Annotated in this window: 18 protein-coding genes; 6 read left to right on the forward strand and 12 right to left on the reverse strand. The window is 51.3% G+C overall.

Features of this window, described 5'->3' with window-relative positions; genetic code table 11:
- Nucleotides 1–5 precede the first annotated feature (5 nt).
- Nucleotides 6–1,229: an alanine racemase gene (alr, locus tag ACWHYD_RS11075; protein ID WP_447962098.1), complete on the forward strand. Its 1,224-nt coding sequence runs from the start codon at nucleotides 6–8 to the stop codon at nucleotides 1,227–1,229.
- A 63-nt stretch (nucleotides 1,230–1,292) separates the two neighbouring features.
- On the opposite strand, the gene ACWHYD_RS11080 is transcribed toward alr, so the two are convergent.
- From ACWHYD_RS11080 to ACWHYD_RS11100, 5 genes are all read right to left on the reverse strand, one after another.
- Entirely contained in the window at nucleotides 1,293–1,601 is a 309-nt protein-coding gene (locus ACWHYD_RS11080; RefSeq protein WP_447962099.1) for an MTH1187 family thiamine-binding protein, read from the reverse strand.
- The gene (locus ACWHYD_RS11085) at nucleotides 1,601–2,257 is read right to left on the reverse strand and encodes a precorrin-2 dehydrogenase/sirohydrochlorin ferrochelatase family protein (RefSeq protein WP_447962100.1); all 657 of its coding nucleotides are present in this window, start codon (nucleotides 2,255–2,257) and stop codon (nucleotides 1,601–1,603) included. The genes ACWHYD_RS11080 and ACWHYD_RS11085 overlap by 1 nt, the downstream gene beginning before the upstream one ends.
- Nucleotides 2,258–2,467: 210 nt before the next feature.
- On the reverse strand, nucleotides 2,468–3,367 hold the full coding sequence (gene metF / locus ACWHYD_RS11090) for a methylenetetrahydrofolate reductase [NAD(P)H] (RefSeq protein ID WP_447962101.1): 900 nt from the start codon (nucleotides 3,365–3,367) through the stop codon (nucleotides 2,468–2,470).
- 42 nt (nucleotides 3,368–3,409) lie between these two features.
- A complete protein-coding gene (locus ACWHYD_RS11095) occupies nucleotides 3,410–4,489 on the reverse strand; it encodes a hypothetical protein (RefSeq protein ID WP_447962102.1) in 1,080 nt (359 codons plus the stop codon).
- Nucleotides 4,490–4,848: 359 nt separating this feature from the next.
- A complete protein-coding gene (locus ACWHYD_RS11100) occupies nucleotides 4,849–5,667 on the reverse strand; it encodes an ABC transporter ATP-binding protein (RefSeq protein WP_447962103.1) in 819 nt (272 codons plus the stop codon).
- Nucleotides 5,668–6,044: 377 nt separating this feature from the next.
- Here ACWHYD_RS11100 and ACWHYD_RS11105 point away from each other — a divergent pair, with 377 nt between their 5' ends.
- The 5 genes from ACWHYD_RS11105 (at nucleotide 6,045) to ACWHYD_RS11125 (ending at nucleotide 12,141) form a co-directional block, all read left to right on the forward strand.
- Complete coding sequence (locus ACWHYD_RS11105; RefSeq protein ID WP_447962104.1) at nucleotides 6,045–6,278, forward strand: YtxH domain-containing protein; 234 nt, start codon at nucleotides 6,045–6,047, stop codon at nucleotides 6,276–6,278.
- Nucleotides 6,279–6,947: 669 nt separating this feature from the next.
- Entirely contained in the window at nucleotides 6,948–8,066 is a 1,119-nt protein-coding gene (locus ACWHYD_RS11110; protein ID WP_447962105.1) for a glutamate-cysteine ligase family protein, read from the forward strand.
- A complete protein-coding gene (locus tag ACWHYD_RS11115; protein WP_447962106.1) occupies nucleotides 8,059–8,805 on the forward strand; it encodes a gamma-glutamyl-gamma-aminobutyrate hydrolase family protein in 747 nt (248 codons plus the stop codon). Before ACWHYD_RS11110 ends, ACWHYD_RS11115 begins: the two co-directional genes overlap by 8 nt.
- Before the next feature lie 374 nt (nucleotides 8,806–9,179).
- Nucleotides 9,180–10,790, forward strand: coding sequence for an ATP-binding protein (locus ACWHYD_RS11120; protein ID WP_447962107.1), 1,611 nt, complete (start codon nucleotides 9,180–9,182; stop codon nucleotides 10,788–10,790).
- Complete coding sequence (locus ACWHYD_RS11125) at nucleotides 10,783–12,141, forward strand: sigma-54-dependent transcriptional regulator (protein WP_447962108.1); 1,359 nt, start codon at nucleotides 10,783–10,785, stop codon at nucleotides 12,139–12,141. Before ACWHYD_RS11120 ends, ACWHYD_RS11125 begins: the two co-directional genes overlap by 8 nt.
- Nucleotides 12,142–12,502: 361 nt before the next feature.
- Here ACWHYD_RS11125 and ACWHYD_RS11130 read toward each other — a convergent pair whose 3' ends face one another.
- From ACWHYD_RS11130 to ACWHYD_RS11160, 7 genes are all read right to left on the reverse strand, one after another.
- On the reverse strand, nucleotides 12,503–13,252 hold the full coding sequence (locus ACWHYD_RS11130) for a TSUP family transporter (protein WP_447962109.1): 750 nt from the start codon (nucleotides 13,250–13,252) through the stop codon (nucleotides 12,503–12,505).
- 376 nt (nucleotides 13,253–13,628) lie between these two features.
- Nucleotides 13,629–13,961, reverse strand: a complete 333-nt coding sequence (locus ACWHYD_RS11135; protein ID WP_447962110.1) for a GIY-YIG nuclease family protein — start codon at nucleotides 13,959–13,961, stop codon at nucleotides 13,629–13,631.
- A gap of 116 nt (nucleotides 13,962–14,077) precedes the next feature.
- Nucleotides 14,078–14,446 carry a hypothetical protein gene (locus ACWHYD_RS11140; protein WP_447962111.1) on the reverse strand — a complete coding sequence of 123 codons (369 nt, stop codon included), beginning with the start codon at nucleotides 14,444–14,446 and terminating at the stop codon, nucleotides 14,078–14,080.
- A gap of 470 nt (nucleotides 14,447–14,916) precedes the next feature.
- Nucleotides 14,917–15,438: a hypothetical protein gene (locus ACWHYD_RS11145; RefSeq protein ID WP_447962112.1), complete on the reverse strand. Its 522-nt coding sequence runs from the start codon at nucleotides 15,436–15,438 to the stop codon at nucleotides 14,917–14,919.
- Between the two features lie 34 nt (nucleotides 15,439–15,472).
- Entirely contained in the window at nucleotides 15,473–15,889 is a 417-nt protein-coding gene (locus ACWHYD_RS11150; RefSeq protein ID WP_447962113.1) for a BON domain-containing protein, read from the reverse strand.
- 863 nt (nucleotides 15,890–16,752) lie between these two features.
- Complete coding sequence (locus tag ACWHYD_RS11155; protein ID WP_447962114.1) at nucleotides 16,753–17,385, reverse strand: DUF3015 family protein; 633 nt, start codon at nucleotides 17,383–17,385, stop codon at nucleotides 16,753–16,755.
- A 367-nt stretch (nucleotides 17,386–17,752) separates the two neighbouring features.
- Nucleotides 17,753–17,968 carry a hypothetical protein gene (locus tag ACWHYD_RS11160; RefSeq protein WP_447962115.1) on the reverse strand — a complete coding sequence of 72 codons (216 nt, stop codon included), beginning with the start codon at nucleotides 17,966–17,968 and terminating at the stop codon, nucleotides 17,753–17,755.
- Nucleotide 17,969: the final 1 nt, after the last annotated feature.

A 17,969-nucleotide genomic window follows, 5' to 3' on the forward strand; every position in this document is an offset into this window, starting at 1 on the left:
TATTTGTGATACCGATCAGGCCACCTTCACCTTCCGACCTTCGACACCTTCCGCCTCCGATCACCGTTTCTATCCGTCTTGATGCGCTAACCAGAAATTTCCAACAAATCCGGCAATCGATCACTTCGTCGACAAAAGTTCTGGCCGTCATTAAAGCCGATGCCTATGGCCATGGGGCAATCCCTGTAGCTCAAACCCTGGAACACCTGGGCATCTTTGGATTTGGCGTCGCATCGGTCATGGAAGGCATAGTCCTTCGAGAACACCACATCCGCTGCCCCATCCTGGTCATGGGACCACTGCTACCGGAACATCTACCCGAAATTATTCGGCATCAGCTAACACCGGTGATTTCACGGGCCGAAATTGTTCAACAACTTCTGGAGCTACTTTCTCCTCGGGCCACCCCCTTTCCCATTCACCTCAAAGTCGACACAGGATTACACCGACTCGGCTTCGAAACTGATCAAGCCCTCTCTCTACTCACCGGACTATCACTCTCAACTCCTCTCATTGAAATACAGGGCCTCCTGAGCCATTTTGCTGATGCCGACAATCATGACCCCACATTAACCAATAGGCAAATCCAATCATTTCTGGCATTTATCGACCAGGCAAAGCAATTGGGGATCCAAAAACCCATTCTTCATATGGCCAATAGCGCAGGAATCCTCTTTCATCCCACTGCCCATTTGGGCATGGTCAGACCTGGATTAATGTTATATGGATACGCACCGCGGCAGGAGAGTTCGCCACAGTCCCTCCCGCTTGAACCGGTAATGCAAGCCACCACATACGTGGCCCATCTCCGCTCACTTCAGCCGGGCGAAATTGTGGGATATAATGCTTTGTTCCGCACACGGAGACCATCTCAAATCGCCGTCCTGCCGGTGGGTTATACCCACGGATTTCCCCGTCATCTCACCGGCGTCGGGCATGTCCTACTCAAGGGAGAAGCGGCCCCAATTATTGGAAAAATTTGCATGGATATGATGATGGTGGATGTCACGGACATCCCCCATCCAACTGTTGGAGACGAGGTCATGCTATTAGGAAAACAGGGAACGCGGGAAATAACAGCCGAAGATCATGCCGGATGGTTAAAAACGATTCCCTATGAAGTCTTATGCGGGATCGGAGGAAAGGCAAACCGGATTTACCTTCCCCACATTCCTGACTCTTCTCCGTCACCAGCACCAAAACCGTCAGCAAAAAAAATCCTAGAATGACCACCTAGCTGACGGATTCATTCCCCACACGACCACATTGACTCAGGCAAAGGGTTTAGCATCTTAGGTTTTCAACTTACGCTTTAAATGTTTCTCGACACTTGCCACCTTGCCAGCCAACCGGCCTTTCTTCCCACGCCGATAATCAACCTTAATCACACAAGAAATCCGAGGGCAATCCTTTTTCATTCTGGTATAGCAATCTTTCACGACGCGAAACACGTCATCCCACTCGCCTTCCAACACGGTTCCCATGGGATTGAGGCGATAATCCACTCCGCTTTTATCAATCAGGTCTAGTGACCGGGACACATATTTTCCGACACTCTCGCCTTTACCAAGAGGCGACATGCTAAATTCCAACAGCACCATTACCCACCTTCCTTTCCAACGGGTTCCACCTGCTCCTCACTGGACAACTTCCAACTATTGGGATACTCCATTTCCCCGGTCAATTGAAAACCATTGACCGCTTCCGCCAACCGCTCACGGCGCCGACGGTCGCTCACTTCCGTACTCTTTAGCTCTTCACGCAGGGCGCCCAACCAATCCAGGAACTGGTCAAATTCATCATCAAACAGCAATTCAAGATTTTGACGAAGCACCTTCGCCAGAGCCGGAGCGGTCCCGCTCGTACTAATCGCTATTCGAAGATTCCCCCGCTTGACCAGCGCAGGCATAATGATCGTCGAATATTCTGGCAAATCCATCGACCACACTAGACAGCGTTCCGTTTTCGCCAGTTCGAACAGGGACTTGACCAAATCCAGATCGTCCTTCAAGGCATTTATAATCAGCACAACCCCTTGAGCATCACCGGATCGAAAGGTTCGTCCCCGATGAATAATTTTCCCTGAGGCAGTCAATTTCCGCAAATCGACATGAAGGGTAGGACTCACTACCGTAACTTTTGCTCCGGCATCCAACAACCGATGCACCTTTTCAACGGCCTCTTCATCACCACCAATCACCATACATTGGCGACCATCCAAATCAAGTGTTACCTGAAACCCTGCATTCTTCGTCATGAATATCCTCCTTTAGAACCCGACACATCTTACCCAACATGCACCACAGGGGGAAAGGGTAAAATCCCCAATCCCATGGCCCACAAACTTGCATAGGTCGCAGGCGCCAAAACGCACGAAAAAGAACACGGAGAACAGGTCGAGAGAACTGAGAGACGGAATGCCTATTACAGGGGTGTTGAGAAACAGACAGGAAAAATCAGGCAGGGTTTATTCAACCGGATGCTGAAGACTTTCTGAACTTTGAATACCGAGAGACTCATAAATTTTCAAGGTTGCCTTCGATTTATTCAAGGTATAAAAATGAATACCCTTCACTTTATGATCAATCAGATCCACCACCTGTTCGGTCGCCCAATGAATGCCCACCCCTTCCGCATAAACATCATTCTCCGCTCGATCCATTGCCCGCAAAAGTTTTGCCGGAATACGGGCCCCAAGCGCCAGCTCAGACATGCGAGCCATGCCCTTCCTGGAAACAATCGGCATAATGCCCGCGATGATCGGTACTTTAATGCCCACAACTTCGCAACGTTCACAAAAATCAAAAAAGTCCCGATTATCAAAAAACAATTGGGTACAGATATAATCAGCACCCGCATCAACTTTTCGCTTCAGATTGTCCATTTCCTGTAACCGGTTGGGCGTACCGGGATGTCCTTCGGGAAATCCCGCCACTCCCACGCCCATTTCAGGAAACTGCTGCTTAATAAACCACACCAGATCAGACGCAAACTGAAAGCCATCCTCAGGAATCTCCACAGCCGTGCATCCCTTGGGAGGATCTCCCCGCAAAGCCATAATATTATGAATACCACTGGCCTGGTATTTTGAGAGAATCTGATGAATTTCCTGACGGCCTGAGCCCACGCAGGTTAAATGCGACACAATCGTCAGATCGGTTTCCCTTTTCAGTTTCACAACCAAATCATGCGTGCGTTCCCTGGTAGACCCACCAGCCCCATAGGTAACACTGACATACGCAGGCTTTAACGGCATGAGAGCGGAAATCGCTTCAAACAGTTCTTGAAACGTCCGTTCCGTTTTTGGGGGAAAAAACTCGAAACTAATCGCAGGATGATGCGTCCGCAACACCTCAGAAATATGCATGGTCATACCTTAAATCGCTCACCCACATTTGTCTAGTCTCTATCACAATTCCACCTTGGCATGAAAGGCAGAAAGAGGTCTCACACACCAACGAACGAGAATTGCGCCCACAAGACCGGTCAAAACCAGAACGGTCAGAAGATGAAACACCGTCACATTCCCAATCGCAATGGGAATCCCCTGCCCCTCTAGGGTGCTCAAAAACATGACATACCGGACCATCCCCATCAGTACCAGGGTGATCACCGTACAAATAATTCCTCCCCAAACCAGACCTTTGACATGCGGCACCATAAATGAGGCATTTAACAACACCATGGCCAAGAGAGCTGCCATCACACCTACGATGAAGAATGCAGAGGCCAAGCCGGCGCCATCAATCAGGCCACCTCTCGGCCCCTCACCCAAGACGAGAAACAACCAGGGACCGATAAACATTTGCGGAACCAGCCCCGCCAACATCCAACCAACCCCGTACCGAACCTGTCCATCGGAGGGGAGGAAGCGTGAACGAGAGATGGAGTCAGTGGCAACCGGCTCGCCTGACCATCCCAGCAGCCCCAGCAGGGTCACCACCAATCCCCCTGCAGCCAAACCGGCAAAAAGAAGATGGAGGCTTTTGGGAACCACTCGGGTCCAATCCACAGTCGACAATCCGAGTACAAACCATCCTCCAGCCACATGTCCTTCATGCGCCATGACATCCCATCGGGCTAACCATAGGACACCCGCTCCAAAAAACAGGACGCTCGCACATCCCAGCCAGACCATCCCCGAAGGCTTACCGGAACCATTTTTCTGCAGGCTTTTCCAAAGGCAGAATCCGCCCAACACAAAACCCAACATTTCCTCATAGCTCCACGGCCCCACGGCAATATGAGATTCCGGCAGAGGGAAACCAAGAATGGCCGGCACAAGAAGTCCGACAACTGAAGATATCACCAGCAAACCGACCGTCAATCGAACGACCAAGGAGTTAAGAACCTCCCGGAGCCCTCTTTGATAGGAATCGCCTTGCCAGCGACACAGCAACTCCGTCACGAGCAACAGAAGCGTCAATCCTAACGGCAACACCATCCGCCACACATCCAAGACCGCAAACAGCAGGAACCCGTCAACCATATCCGTTCTCTTTTCTTAACACATGATGAGAAAAAAATTAAAAAATTAGGCCATGCCGGATAAACAAGGATACTCTAGCAGGCTGTTGAAAAATTCAAAATTTCGCTGAGAGCGTTCGCAATCCAAAATTTTGTGATCTCCCATGAGCGAAGCAGGATGTTCAAAAAGACCCGTCCAGAATTGGCCTGAGGCTTATCGAAGAAAAGGCTGCTTCCGCTTGAACGGGCGAAGCGTACAGAGAAGTACGTGAGCACGGCCAAGGGGCGAAAACGCCGCTATTAACACCCTGCTAGGGAATAGAACACGTCCTGGAAGGCAAAGTCATCCTCATCCCTTCAAACGGTCTTCAAAACCCGACCTTAGTCTGGCGAGGCCTGGACAATCTGGAACCATCCCCGGTTATGAAGAAGGTGAACGGGAGTCTCAAAAAGGACGGATAGCCGGTGATCATTCAGCACATTCCCCTTAAGACCATCTTCCATGATCCGGCCCTGTTTCAACAACACAACCCGATCAATCTCCGGAGGAATTTCATGGACATGGTGCGTCACTAAAATCACCGTTCCTCCCCGGTGAATAAAATCTCGAATGATCTGAAGGTATTGAAAACACGCCTGCACATCCAGTCCGGTGGTTGGCTCATCTAGCACAAGGATCTGAGGTTCGTGCACCAAAGCCCGACCTAACAAGGCTCGCCTTTGTTCTCCGGTAGACATCTCCCCAAATGGGCGATCTCGAAGATGGTCAATCCCAAGCCTGCGCATCATCTCAGCGCTCTCGTTACGGTGTCGGAGACTGATGGTTTGGTGGTCATACACAGCCATACTAGAGAAAAACCCCGAAAGAATAATTTCCAACCCTGTGGTGTGGCCCGGATAGGCCTGTTGCATATCCGAGGAAATTATCCCAATCTGGGAGCGTAATTCCCACACGTTCCAATGCTCCTTCCCCATCAGCCGGACAAATCGATCCGGCCCGACGACCGGATACAGTTCCCTCGAAAGCAACTTCATAAATGTCGATTTCCCTGACCCATTGGGACCCAGGATGACGGTCGAACTCCCCTGACCAATTTCCAGGGACAGATCATGGAGGACAGGCTGAGTTCCCCGATACACCGTCGCATGGTGAATCTGAATGAAAGGGGATATTTTCGCACTCATCATGTCCTCCGCCATCCACACCCTCCTGCCACGGAAACAATCGACCAAGGCTCACAGACCACCAAGACACATGACGGTCTTCCACGAATCAACAGATTTCACCTCATGGGTAGGACACGGCATATCCCACCACATCCTCTTACCCGAAAAACAGGACAGCTAACCTTTAGCAAAAACAACCCGTCCCACACAAAGACAAATTGCTCCATTTTGAAAAAATGAACGAACAGTAAAATCCACATAACGCCCACAATCAGACTATGGTTCACCATGAACAGACACAACCATCACTGGCACATCAGTTGCTTCTGATATAAAAATTGAGTGAGAGTCCGTAAGCCGTACAGAACGGCCAACATTCACCAGGCTAGGTTTAAAAAAGGGAGGTCGAAATGAAATTGATGTCTTCAGGGTGCGCAATCGGGACCATGGCATTTGTGTCCGGAATTACATTGGGAATCGCAGCAGGCCTCTTGTGGGCTCCACAGTCCGGGAAACGAACCAGAGAAGACCTCCATGATCTGGCCTCCGATACGTTGGATCATGCCGAGGACTGGATAGACAATACCAAAGACACAGTTGACAATTTTGTCAAAAGAGGTAAAGCGGCCGTCATGGGCGCCTAATAGGTACAAAGCACTCAAGGGTTCAGAAGCTGTTCCGGGTATAGCAAACCATGAATGGAGAGAACACCCGGTGGAAAACTTTGTCGGCCTGAGTCGCCCGACAAGCCTGTCCCGGATGCAGTCGGATTGGCTCAGGCCATGATCCACGAAGGACCTCGCTTATCTATGCCATTCTCAATATGGGCACAGAGCCTTCCTCAGAGGTCTGGGATGACAAATGGGTGAAAGAGTTGCCAATGAGCATGTGTGTTCCCGACCTGAGTGAGGATACCTTTGTTTGGACACGAAACCCAGAAGACGCTTTGAAATTTGAATCCGAGGACACCAGAAAAAATCAGAAAAAGTCAAGGAACAATTTGCCCCTTCTAGACTCTTTCTACCCAGACGACTACAATTGGATCTCAGGAGTCTATCCCATTGACCTTCCGAGATTCTGATCTCTTGTGAACGTATTTCCACATTACAAGTTATTCGAGAAATTTTGAGCGTGATACCCCGCAGTGATCTGCCGTACAGTCACCAAGCCCAAGCTTATTTAATTCGCAGGAATGGCTCTTCGCAAACGGAAGGTTCCTCCAAAGGAAGTATCCACGAATCCGATAGGACATCAGACACGAAACCCATTCCGTTCCCCGACCACCCCAACAGATAAGGACATCCTATCTTGCTATGGCAGGCATAATACGCATCCCGTTTCATCAACGAATCGTCATTGGCGTCGAAATCGAAGCGTACAGTATTAATGTCACCGATCACAAAATCGGCAGACGCCTGTCCAAACCCCGGCCCGGTCTTTCCGAATCCGGAGAACGTTTTACCCGGGATGCCTCCATCGGCAGCGAATATAACAGTCGTCCCTTTAGCACGGTCAGAGAGAGCTTGTTTTTACTCAAGGCCGGTTTGCGAAAATACCTGCGCGGACTGTATCGGAGTCGGGAAGACGAACAGGACTATCGCGTGCCGTTATTTGTGGGAGGCTGGACGAACCGGTTTGCGGGCACCCACTTGCACATTTCTGTTGCCAATCGCAAACTCACCAAACAAGAAGCCACAGCCCTCAGTTGGCATCTCCATGACCAACTCCCCCTGCTCATCGCGACCGGAGCCAATTCACCCATATGGGACAAAAAAGTCACAGGGAAAGCCTCCAACCGGTTCCTTCGGGGAAATGCCACCTACTTCACGCCCACGAAACGAGGGGATCTCACTTCGGTCGATACCAGGGAGCTGGTCTATAGCAAAGGGCGAAAAACCAAACCGCCCACTTTGGAAATCAGGGTCTTCGATTCCAATATTCCGGAATTTGTCGTGGCGAATTTATGTCTGGTGAAAGCCGTGTGTTTGCGATGGCTCAGGGGGAAGGCGGCTGCCAATCGAATGAGCCATGCCGATTACCTCCTCGCCAGAACAGAAGCCGCGACCAAAGGCATGAAAGCCAACATCCCCTGGAAACGGGAATGGATCCCAGCTCCGGAATATTTGGATAGATTCCTCTGGGAACACCGGGAAGAAATCGATGACATGGATATTCCTGAAGAAATCTATGAGGTTCTCCGGCTGTTCAAACGCAGATATAACGGCACTAGGCTCATTCATGATGCAGTCGCCCTGGCCATTCGTGAGCACCCGCAAACCTGGCAACGGCGGTTTGCCAAACGCTATCGCTCAGGATTAGGCCACTTGCTCAGTGGCAACACCCTGCAGGATTTTGCCACTGAATTAGGGGTCCCCTTTCCCAGTACCGAACGAGTGTGGCTGGGCCGGAAGCGAGCCTCCATCGATGAGTAAACGTTTTCCCGCCCCGTTAATCGGCATCACCTGTGAAGCCGTATCCAACCGCAAGGACTTCGCCAACTACGATTTGTTATGTGATCACCGCTATGCCGCCGCAGTGACCGAAGCGGGCGGTCATCCGGTGTTGCTCCCGATTAATCACAGGGAAACCCTTCGCAACCGTTATCTGGAAGGCATTGACGGGTTGGTCATTGTCGGAGGCGACGATCTTGACCCAAGCTGGTATGGAGAACGCCCTAAAAAACGCACAAAAGTGGCGTTCAAAAACCGGTCAAAGTTTGAAGCTTGGCTCTACAAGGCTGGAAAAACACGGCGGTTGCCCATTTTAGGAATCTGCTATGGGATGCAGTTGATCAATGTCCTGGAAGGAGGAACCCTTCATCAACATATTCATCCACCTAAACAGGGCTATCATGTGGATCATGAAGGCAAGAAAAACGGGCTGCATCCCATCAAGGTCATTCAGGGCACACGATTGGCGACAATCCTCGGAAAGGGTCGAAAGGTGGTCGCCACCGAACATCATCAGGGCGTCCGGACCCTCGCTCCCGATTTCATTCCTGCCGCCATCGCCAGCGACGGACTGATTGAAGCGATGGAACATCCCAGGTACCCCCATATTTTTACCGTGCAATGGCATCCCGAACGACAACTACGAAGCCAAACCACACAAAAGCTCCTGCGGGCGTTCGTCCGATCCTGCCAACACTACCAACGAACAAGAAACCCTTAATCGGCCAGGTTCATCACCAATCGTCAAACACACAGATTCTACAATACAACAGACAATGAGCCCGAAATAAGATGGGAAAGAGTGTCAAACGCTATCGCGTGGTAATCTAAGAGGCCCCAACCCGACATGAAACATTGGTAAGGTGATCCGATAAGCCCGCACCACATGGTCATTTTGAGCCGGGGGCAAAGAATCTGTGCCCAAGTCAATCTGTCCCACCCCTCAGCGAGATCCTTCGATTCTCTCAGGATGACAAGAACGTTGCTGAATAGAACCATGGGACACACGTCTTCACCACATCCAATCAGCCATGTGGCAATTGGAATTCAGACGATTCTTTCCGGTATAAAAACGATAACTCGAATATTCAAAACATGATTTCCTGGCACCATCCCTGGAAACTCCAAGCCAAGGCCTCCCTCATCATCATCCTCATTGTGGGCGGGGCCATTCTGGTTACAGAACTCTTGCATCAATATTATGTGGCGGAATTGGCCAAAGATGTCATTCACTCCAAGTCTCTCGTCCTCCTTCGCCAAATCGGCGCACGCTTTCAATCAGAAAAGCATTTTCACAATGCGACATTGCGAGAGAAATACTTAAACGATTTGATGAGCCGGAATCCCGATCTCATCTTCCTCCGCGTCTATGGGAAAGGCACCAAGGCCGATGATCCGCCGATCCTGCTCACGCAAGTTGGGAACACCGAGGATACTTCATCCGAAATTCCGTTGATGGTCACCCACACCTTCCAATTTGAAGAACCCCAAGGCCGCTTTCACAATCAACCTGGCGATGATCGGCTCAAATTATCCACGCCTCTTGCCATACAGGGGAAAACCACCGGGGTCATCTATGCCGAATACTGGACCGGGCAACTCACCACCATCACGCGATTTTTCCTCAATTGGTCACTCATCATCAGTCTAATCATGGGATTCGGCATCGTGGTGGCGTTAAACTTCTTTCTCTATCGACATGTGATCCGTCCCCTTGGGCGGCTCAAAACCGGACTGGCTGAAGTCGAAAAGGGCCAATGGGCCACTTTGGTGTCCATCGAAAAAACAGACGAAATAGGCGATTTAGCCCGCCAGTTCAATTCAATGGCACAACAGATCCAAGAGGTCATGAGGGAAAATGCCTCATTGAATCAGGCGTTAGCCCAGGCACGGGATGTCCTACAAACCAGAGTGGAGGATGCAACAGCAGAACTCCGGCAACGGAACGAAGAGTTGGCCGCCGTCAACGAGCGCCTCTCCATTGCGCAGCGTGACATTCTCCGGCAACAACGGTTAGCCGTCCTGGGTCAACTGGTTGCCACCATTGCCCACAAGATCGGCACACCTTTAACAGCCATCTTCGGACACCTCCAACTTCTCCAGGAAGATCCACATCTTCCCCAGGAAGTCCTGGAACGAGTGCGAACCATGCTCAAACAAACCGATCGCCTCACCCACAGCATCCAGGACTTACTCACCTTCACCCGAACACCCACCATTTCCGTCGAACAGGTCTTCCTCCCGACCCTGATCGACCAGTCACTGTTATTATTTCGCCCGCTTCTCCAAGAGCACGGCATTCAAGGGCTCACCCACTTTTCGCCGGATCTGTGGCCAATTCAGGGAGATGCCTTTCATCTTCAGGAGGCCATCAACAACCTCATCGATAACGCCATCGATGCCATGCCGGACGGCGGGCATTTGACCATTCAAGCCCTAAACGCCGAAGATACCCCTCACGCGGGACCGGAGGTAATCGTCGACATTCACGATTCGGGACCGGGGATTCCGCGGGAACACATCGAAAAAATCTTTGACCCCTTCTTTACCACCAAAAGTGTGGGATCAGGAACGGGATTGGGGTTAGCCATTACCACCGAAATTATTCAATTACATAAGGGCCACATCACCGTGCAGAGCGAAGAGGGCCAGGGCACCCGCTTTCTCATTCGGTTGCCCGCCTGGAGGATCCCGGATCATGCATAAAGCCACCATTCTCATCGTCGATGATGAACCGGACACGCTGACTCTGCTTCGGGAAATCATGGAAAAAGAAGGCTATCAGGTGCACACCGCCACGAGTGGGCAAGCCGCCTTACACACCTTCGTCGATCAAACGCCGGATGTGGTGTTATCGGATATTCAAATGCCACACATGGACGGGTTGGCTCTCCTGGCCGAAACACGAAAACGCAGCCCCCTCACCCAGGTCATTCTCCTCACCGCCTATGGGTCGTTGTCCACGGCTGTGGAAGGCATCAAAGCCGGAGCCTTCGATTACCTCTCCAAACCGTTCGCATTGGAAGAAATTCGTTCCGTCGTCCGCCGGGCCTGTGACCATAAACACACCCTGGAAGAGGCTCGGGTATCGATTCAGCCACTCCTGCCAAAAGGAAATGGCATCAACCAGATACAAGGCAACAGTCCGCCGATGGTGGCCGTATACAAACTCATCGCCCGCGTCGCACCGACGGAATCCACCGTCCTCATCAATGGGGAAACGGGAACAGGAAAAGAACTCATTGCCCGTGCCATGCATGCCAACAGTCTCCGAAGCGACGGGCCGTTTATCGCCGTCGATTGCGGCACGCTCACAGAAAATCTTCTGGAAAGCGAATTATTCGGTCACGAACGCGGCGCCTTCACGGGAGCCATCACACTCAAAAAAGGACTCCTGGAATCGGCCAATCGAGGCACCTGTTTCCTGGATGAAATCGGCGATATCTCTCCAAACCTGCAAAGCAAACTCCTCAGAGTTTTGCAAGAGCATGAAATCCGCCGGGTGGGCGGCATGGAATCGATCAAAGTCGATGTCCGCATCATTGCCGCCACCAACAAACACCTCAAAAAACTCGTGGAATCGGGAAAGTTCCGGGAAGATCTCTACTACCGGCTCAACGTCGTCACGCTGCACCTGCCCTCGCTGCGGGAACGGGTCGAAGACATCCCCACACTCATCGACTACTTTCTCACCAAATATACGCAGCTCAACAATAAGGTCATCACCGGAGTGCACCCGCAGGCATTAGCCCTGCTCACCAACTATTCGTGGCCGGGAAACGTGCGTGAACTCGAACATACCATTGAACGAGCCGTGGTCATGACTCCACATTCCCTCATCATGTCTCACGACCTCCCGTTAGCGCTCGTCGCACCTCCCGCGCTACCCGACCAATCGCCATCCCACCCAGACTGGAAAACGCTCGGACAGCTCGAACGGGAACACATCCTTAAAGTCCTCGATGCGCAACAAGGCGACGAAAACCGCACCTCGGAACTCCTGGGCATCCACCGGAAAACCCTCCAACGCAAACTCAAAGAATACGGCCTCCGCTAACCTCAATCCGCCCTCCCCGTCATCCGCATCCGATATCCACCTAGGTTTCTCACCATAAGAAAAGGAAACCAGCAGGAAGCAAAAAATATAAAGAAACTTCACTGACCTATCACCTTCAGGTCAGCAAACTGGCCTGACGTTTGCTGGTGACCCTACTTCACCCTTTCCTTGCTCGAGATCATAGGGGGTAAGTTCAGGCCTTGCCTTCACACGTACTCCCAAACCCCTTCCCACCTTCCTGCTGATTCAGAATGGTTTCCCTTTCTCTGCGGGTTCTTCCGGGAGAAAAGTTTGAGCCCTTCGGCATGCCTCAGTCCAGGCATCGCGAGTTTGATCGCCCATCACCCATGAGCAGGCTGTCTTAGGCCAGATTGTTCATTAATCCCAATCCGCTGATGAGGACGAGCATTCCTCCTATGACCTGCTTGAACCACTGATCGTTTTTCAAAATCGCATTATGAAATTTGAGTCCGATCACATGGCCGATGGCTGCAATGGGGAGGAGTACAAGGGCGGTGAGCAGATGTAGCTCGACGCCGAGAATCACGAAGGTACTCATTTTAATCGTGACAATGGTAAACCAGAGAACGTACAAGGTGTTACGTAGTTGATTGGTCGCGACATTTTTCATGGTGACCGCAACCATCAGTGGTCCACCGGTCAGTGACGTTCCCGCCACATACCCACCAAGCGCAAGCAACAGCACGTCGCTCCAGCTCTTCCTGCTATTGATGGAAAGATTCAATAGCCACATCAATCCATACGCGAGTGAGATGGAATAAATAAAGATGAGCAGCCACGCAGTCGGCAACGTAATCAGGCCGAACACACCAATCAAGGTCGTGGGGATGACAAAAAGCGTGGCATGCCGCAAATAAGTCCAATCGACATCGTGAATACCGGTACGCAAGGTCAGAGAAGAAAAAAACAGGAGATGCGTTCCGATGACCGGCAACCAAAATAGTGGTTGGTCATAGAGAAACAGCATGAGTGGGAGTCCAAGCGCAGCACCACCGAACCCAAGCCCGCTGCGTACAAACCCTGTCCAGATAAACAGAACTCCCACGAGGAGTAGCTGAGTGATCGTGAAGTCAAAGAGGATGTTCGTCATGGATCGTGCGTTTACTGAAAAAAGCCGCCAACGGCCTTCCCTGCTTTCACGTTCGCCCCTGAAGCCAGCTTTGGCGCGCAAGCGCGCAGGTCGGTCGCCAATTTAGAGTGCCCACGTACTGTCCGAAATACGGGTCAAGTCAGTTTATACAGTTTATATCATGCGACACATCACAAATTTTTGCTGGAAGACTTCTCAACGTAACATTGTCAGATCTGTCATCCCCCACCGGCAAAGATGGTCACATGAAATTGTAGTGTTACAGGTCTATGGGGTCCGGCCGGGCATAGATCCTTCGCCACTGGCTCAGGATAACAACTTGGACTCGATGACTGCCGTCAGGAACGACCGAGAAGTGTAGATGGACTCACGCTTACTACTGGCGGAAATGACTGAGGCGAGAAAGATTAGGAATGCGGAATGAAGAGTAGAAGAGGGAGGGTCCTCGTCCAAGCGATCCTTTCATCCAGTTCCGAGTAAGCCCAATTTTTCCTTCTCTGGTCATGGCTTTGATTACCGCTTCTCTTTTGAGCGCCTGGCCTCTCGTCTCCTGAATTTCGGTGAACACCACCGTGAACGGCCCACGGTGTCTGGTATATTTGGCCCCCTTACCTTTCGAATGCTCCTTAAGACGGCGCGCCAGATCCACGGTGATCCCCGTGTACAAACTGGTATCGGCGCATTCCAACATATACACTGTCCAAGCCATCAACACCCTCCCCCTTCTCTTTTTGCTGCCCCCGTTTGCCTGTGAGTGACATGAACCCTACCCATTCGAGGCCACAGGGATCTCACCTGACAAATCGTGCTCTTCCCCCTGAACGACTAATCGTCAAGCAGCGGATGCCCCACCCCCGAAAAGATGCCGATCATGATTCCGGTCACAAATTGGGCATGCACGACATAGGAAACCTTTTTCAACTCCTGAGGAGAAAATCGCCATGGGAGGAAAACCCAAACACACCTTGCCACAACACCAGGGCCAGGACGGCTGGGACAAATAAAATGTCTGCATGCAGGCAGGCCGACCATCGCGAGGTGCAATAGGATGGCCGCAATGGCGGCAGTCGCCACATAGATGTGCGTGCTAATTAAAAAATTGAGGAGGGTTTTGAATGGGGGGATCGCCGATACGTCATACGCGTCCAGGACAAGTCGTTGCGCAATCCCACCCTGACCAACCGTCAATTTCACCAATGTTCTTCAATACATAATGCCCAGAGCCCAGACGCCGAGGGTCACGAAGACTTGCCCATTTCGCGCAGAAACGTTTCGTGCTCGGGATGCTCAGGTCGATTCGGATAGATGGAGAGGAAGTTTCGGACAAAGGACCCAAAACCATATTCACCTCGATCGGGCTGATGGAATCGAGCTCCCGTAGATCCCAAGTGAGGCAGCCCGACTCGCCAGGCTCAAACAACGCCCCCCCACTGTTGATCACGGCAGCATGGGTGACCGACCTGAAGGTGGTGGAGAGAGGAATTTATTTATTTTTTCTGCTACCCGATAAGGAAGGTCGAGAATAACAATCTGGACTTCCTTTGGGCGGACTGCAGGAACCTGTCCCGCCATTTCCATGGGAAAAATGCGCTCCGAGGACAAGAGGGTCAAAAGGTTTCCGGCACATCTTCCGCCTAACTACCCGTTTCTGTCCTTACCCGTTTTTATGATTTGACTGCGGCTTCGTCCGAAATCGCAATATCCTCTGCATTCTCATTTTTAAAGATCGTTTTGGCACAATCCGTAGTATCTGGATTTTCTGAATGCACCGAGATCAGAATTTTGCCTTCTTTAATCTTCCCTTCATAGAGCTTGGCTTCATACTCCGGGATACCCATACCGACAAGCCCGCCGGTCAGGCCTCCTACGGTAGCTCCCACTGCCACTCCTCCCAACGCAGCCATAATTGGACCGGCAGCCACAAACGGACCTATGCCCGGCAGCGCCAGTGCCCCGATCCCCACCAACCAACCAAGAGCCCCGCCTAACACCCCCCCGGCTCCGGCTCCCGTCACAGCCCCCTCCGGAGCCTTCGTGTGCTTTTCGTGTGCTAAATCCTTGGCCCCATGGGTGTCCGGAAAAAGCACAGAGATATCCGTACTCGCAAATCCTGCATTTTTGAGTTTGTCGACAATTTCCTCGGCTTGCAAAAAAGTTGTCGCAATACAAAATACGGCTTTAGCCATCGCGCACTCCTTTTCCGGGGGATAAAGAGGTTATTTAATCGTTTTCCACTTCAAGCAGATTTATGACATTGTTCAGACCAACAATTAACGTGGCGATTTTCAAAATCCGCCTTCGCTCATCCTGAGTATCCACCGGACCGCGTAGGGTGGCTTTTCCATTCAACGTGACAATTTTAATATTATGGGCATTCATGGATAAGGTGGTATCGGCCATAAGGGCCTGCCGAATACGCCGGGTCATTTCCACATCCTCCTCACTGCCTTTGGACTGGTCGAAGGGAGTCAATGTATTGTTATCATCGTCCCGAAGGTTTTGTTCAGTATTCTCACCCGAGGCTAAGGCGACAACGACGGCGCCCGGGAGTGTATGACCGGAAACGAAGGTGACATCCCCTAGCCCTGCCAGACCAACACAGACCAGAATCATCAGACAACCTGTTACATGCTTCATCCTGTCTCCGCCATGAAATAAGTGTAGTCGCCATCAAGGGAGATGAGCCGCCTCCGATCAGCTTGATGAAAGTGACCGTCGTTTCCCTTAGCTCGGTGGGCGTACCTTACCCAAACCTACCTAAAAATGCCACCCTTTCCGGGCCATAAAAACACCAACATGTAGAGTCACGATGGATAACCGCTGAGGAAGGGAAAGCCCTGAAAATTCGGCCTAGCTGGCAAAGGAAAATGCAAGGATATTGTCGTCCACAAAGATCTTTCGGTGAAGGTATCAATGACAGCGTATCATCCTTGCCCATTCCCACTTGCCCTGTGGGCCGGAAAAGGTCTCAATCGCGGTGACCTCGCGACGACCGAGCGGCCACATGTGGTTTCACAAATCGTCCGCTCTAATTCTCGCATAGCCTAGGCTAAAAGCAACCGTCCGTGGAACTGGAGGGCCAAGCCATCTTTGGTGTCAGTCGTTGGCTTGTCGATCATCGTTTTGGGCATATCCTCACATTGGTTTTTTGGGTAGGCCGATAGCGTTCGCCCCTCAATTTCGCACCATTTGATAAATTAGGTCCGCTAAATGGAACCGGGGCGACGGAGTCCCCCGGTGGCCGTTACAACTCGCAGGGGTAAGGGAAGATCGGCCCATTGATTGGCACGTCAGGTCATTCGGCTAACCTGAAGGGTGGATGGATAGGGGGAATCTATTCATTTTTTCTGCTACTCGATAATGAACTTCGGAATTTATTGTATGGCCCCCTTTGTGCGAAATGAAAACAAGAAGCAGAAGGAACGAAATCGATACCGGCCTTAATTAACAGCATGCAGGAGGCACACCCCAGGCCAAAGGTCGGCTGATCAGACCGTTCTTTACGAGTAGGGTGACGTCACATGTAGGGTCTTGATCAGACGTCTAAATGATTCCGGCCTGGATTGGCTCGCATCAAAAATATAGCCATGCTGCCGTTGTGCGGATTGTAAAAACCGGTCTCGGGAATCCGGGGGGACACCCATTAACATCGAAAGCGAAACCAGATATTCTCCGGATCCCCTGGCGATATCCTCTTGCAAATTATCAAAGTTCACGACCACAAACGCAATCTTTTTATGGTCAGCATTGAGCATGCCATCTGCATTGAACCAGGCCCCCGGTGTCGTGCTGGAGAGGAATTCTCTGGTGGGCTCGGTGAGATCGCTCGTCGCTTGACTGGTCCCATCGGTCAGTCTGGTAAATGAATCTGTCGAAGCGTCCGTGAGCTCGGTGGAAGCATCAAAAGGAGCTTTGGTCAGGTCAGTGGTGGCATCGGTAATACATCCCGTGAGAAATCCGCCTAAAAGCATGGCGACACACAAACATTGTATGGCAGGGCAGGGAGACGGCTGATTGGGGCTATCACAGGACTCTTCTCCCGAAACGGTAACGGGCACAGGACAGAGAGGGGATGTCTGTGGAATCCAAAACCCTATGGTGAAGCGATAGAGGTGGCGAAAATAGGTAATCATGCGCGGTTCCCCCTTGAATAGGAAATGAATGGATAGATGAATAGAAATTATATCCAACCACCCTGCTCCCGTTCGTTCCCCAAATTCATGCTGGAAGGATGGAATTTTGTATTCTTGACTCGCCCATTCATTTTTTCTGTAGCAGGTCTTCATGCCGGATGGACCGGGCGGAACTCACCACACCCACCCCGGGTCAGGTGGCCGATCGGGACTTTCACGGCTCCTTACTGACATTCTCCCGGTGTGAGCTTATTGCGAGAAATCCGGAATTTTAAATAGACCAGACGGCATGGATTTCATACGGCCACGGTCTCCCCGATTCAGATAGATGGCAAGAAATGACGACGAGGAACCAGCCCGATTTTTCCTATTGGTAGTCTACTACCCGCACGCTCAAGGCATATTGATTGAGGCGTTCCGCTCTGAGCGATGCGATCGCCTCCGCTTTTTCCCTCATGGGCTCTTCTATGGATCCACAATTGAGGCACCGCACGGCATCATACATCCAAACAGATCCATTGTTTTCCATGCCGTAGAACTGGTCCAACATCTGAAATCCTCCGCAACGTACACAATTCATCATA

It is taken from the genome of Nitrospira sp. Ecomares 2.1 (genome assembly GCF_965152585.1).

What these genes read in the sequence shown, in the direction of transcription:
- ACWHYD_RS11080 (WP_447962099.1), bottom strand. Translation starts at nt 1,601, where the DNA reads ATGGTGCTGTTGGAATTTAGCATGTCGCCTCTTGGTAAAGGCGAGAGT.
- ACWHYD_RS11085 (WP_447962100.1), bottom strand. Translation starts at nt 2,257, where the DNA reads ATGACGAAGAATGCAGGGTTTCAGGTAACACTTGATTTGGATGGTCGC.
- metF (WP_447962101.1), bottom strand. Translation starts at nt 3,367, where the DNA reads ATGCATATTTCTGAGGTGTTGCGGACGCATCATCCTGCGATTAGTTTC.
- ACWHYD_RS11095 (WP_447962102.1), bottom strand. Translation starts at nt 4,489, where the DNA reads ATGGTTGACGGGTTCCTGCTGTTTGCGGTCTTGGATGTGTGGCGGATG.
- ACWHYD_RS11100 (WP_447962103.1), bottom strand. Translation starts at nt 5,667, where the DNA reads ATGGCGGAGGACATGATGAGTGCGAAAATATCCCCTTTCATTCAGATT.
- ACWHYD_RS11105 (WP_447962104.1), top strand. Translation starts at nt 6,045, where the DNA reads ATGAAATTGATGTCTTCAGGGTGCGCAATCGGGACCATGGCATTTGTG.
- ACWHYD_RS11110 (WP_447962105.1), top strand. Translation starts at nt 6,948, where the DNA reads ATGGCAGGCATAATACGCATCCCGTTTCATCAACGAATCGTCATTGGC.
- ACWHYD_RS11115 (WP_447962106.1), top strand. Translation starts at nt 8,059, where the DNA reads ATGAGTAAACGTTTTCCCGCCCCGTTAATCGGCATCACCTGTGAAGCC.
- ACWHYD_RS11120 (WP_447962107.1), top strand. Translation starts at nt 9,180, where the DNA reads ATGATTTCCTGGCACCATCCCTGGAAACTCCAAGCCAAGGCCTCCCTC.
- ACWHYD_RS11125 (WP_447962108.1), top strand. Translation starts at nt 10,783, where the DNA reads ATGCATAAAGCCACCATTCTCATCGTCGATGATGAACCGGACACGCTG.
- ACWHYD_RS11130 (WP_447962109.1), bottom strand. Translation starts at nt 13,252, where the DNA reads ATGACGAACATCCTCTTTGACTTCACGATCACTCAGCTACTCCTCGTG.
- ACWHYD_RS11135 (WP_447962110.1), bottom strand. Translation starts at nt 13,961, where the DNA reads ATGGCTTGGACAGTGTATATGTTGGAATGCGCCGATACCAGTTTGTAC.
- ACWHYD_RS11145 (WP_447962112.1), bottom strand. Translation starts at nt 15,438, where the DNA reads ATGGCTAAAGCCGTATTTTGTATTGCGACAACTTTTTTGCAAGCCGAG.
- ACWHYD_RS11150 (WP_447962113.1), bottom strand. Translation starts at nt 15,889, where the DNA reads ATGAAGCATGTAACAGGTTGTCTGATGATTCTGGTCTGTGTTGGTCTG.
- ACWHYD_RS11155 (WP_447962114.1), bottom strand. Translation starts at nt 17,385, where the DNA reads ATGATTACCTATTTTCGCCACCTCTATCGCTTCACCATAGGGTTTTGG.
- ACWHYD_RS11160 (WP_447962115.1), bottom strand. Translation starts at nt 17,968, where the DNA reads ATGATGAATTGTGTACGTTGCGGAGGATTTCAGATGTTGGACCAGTTC.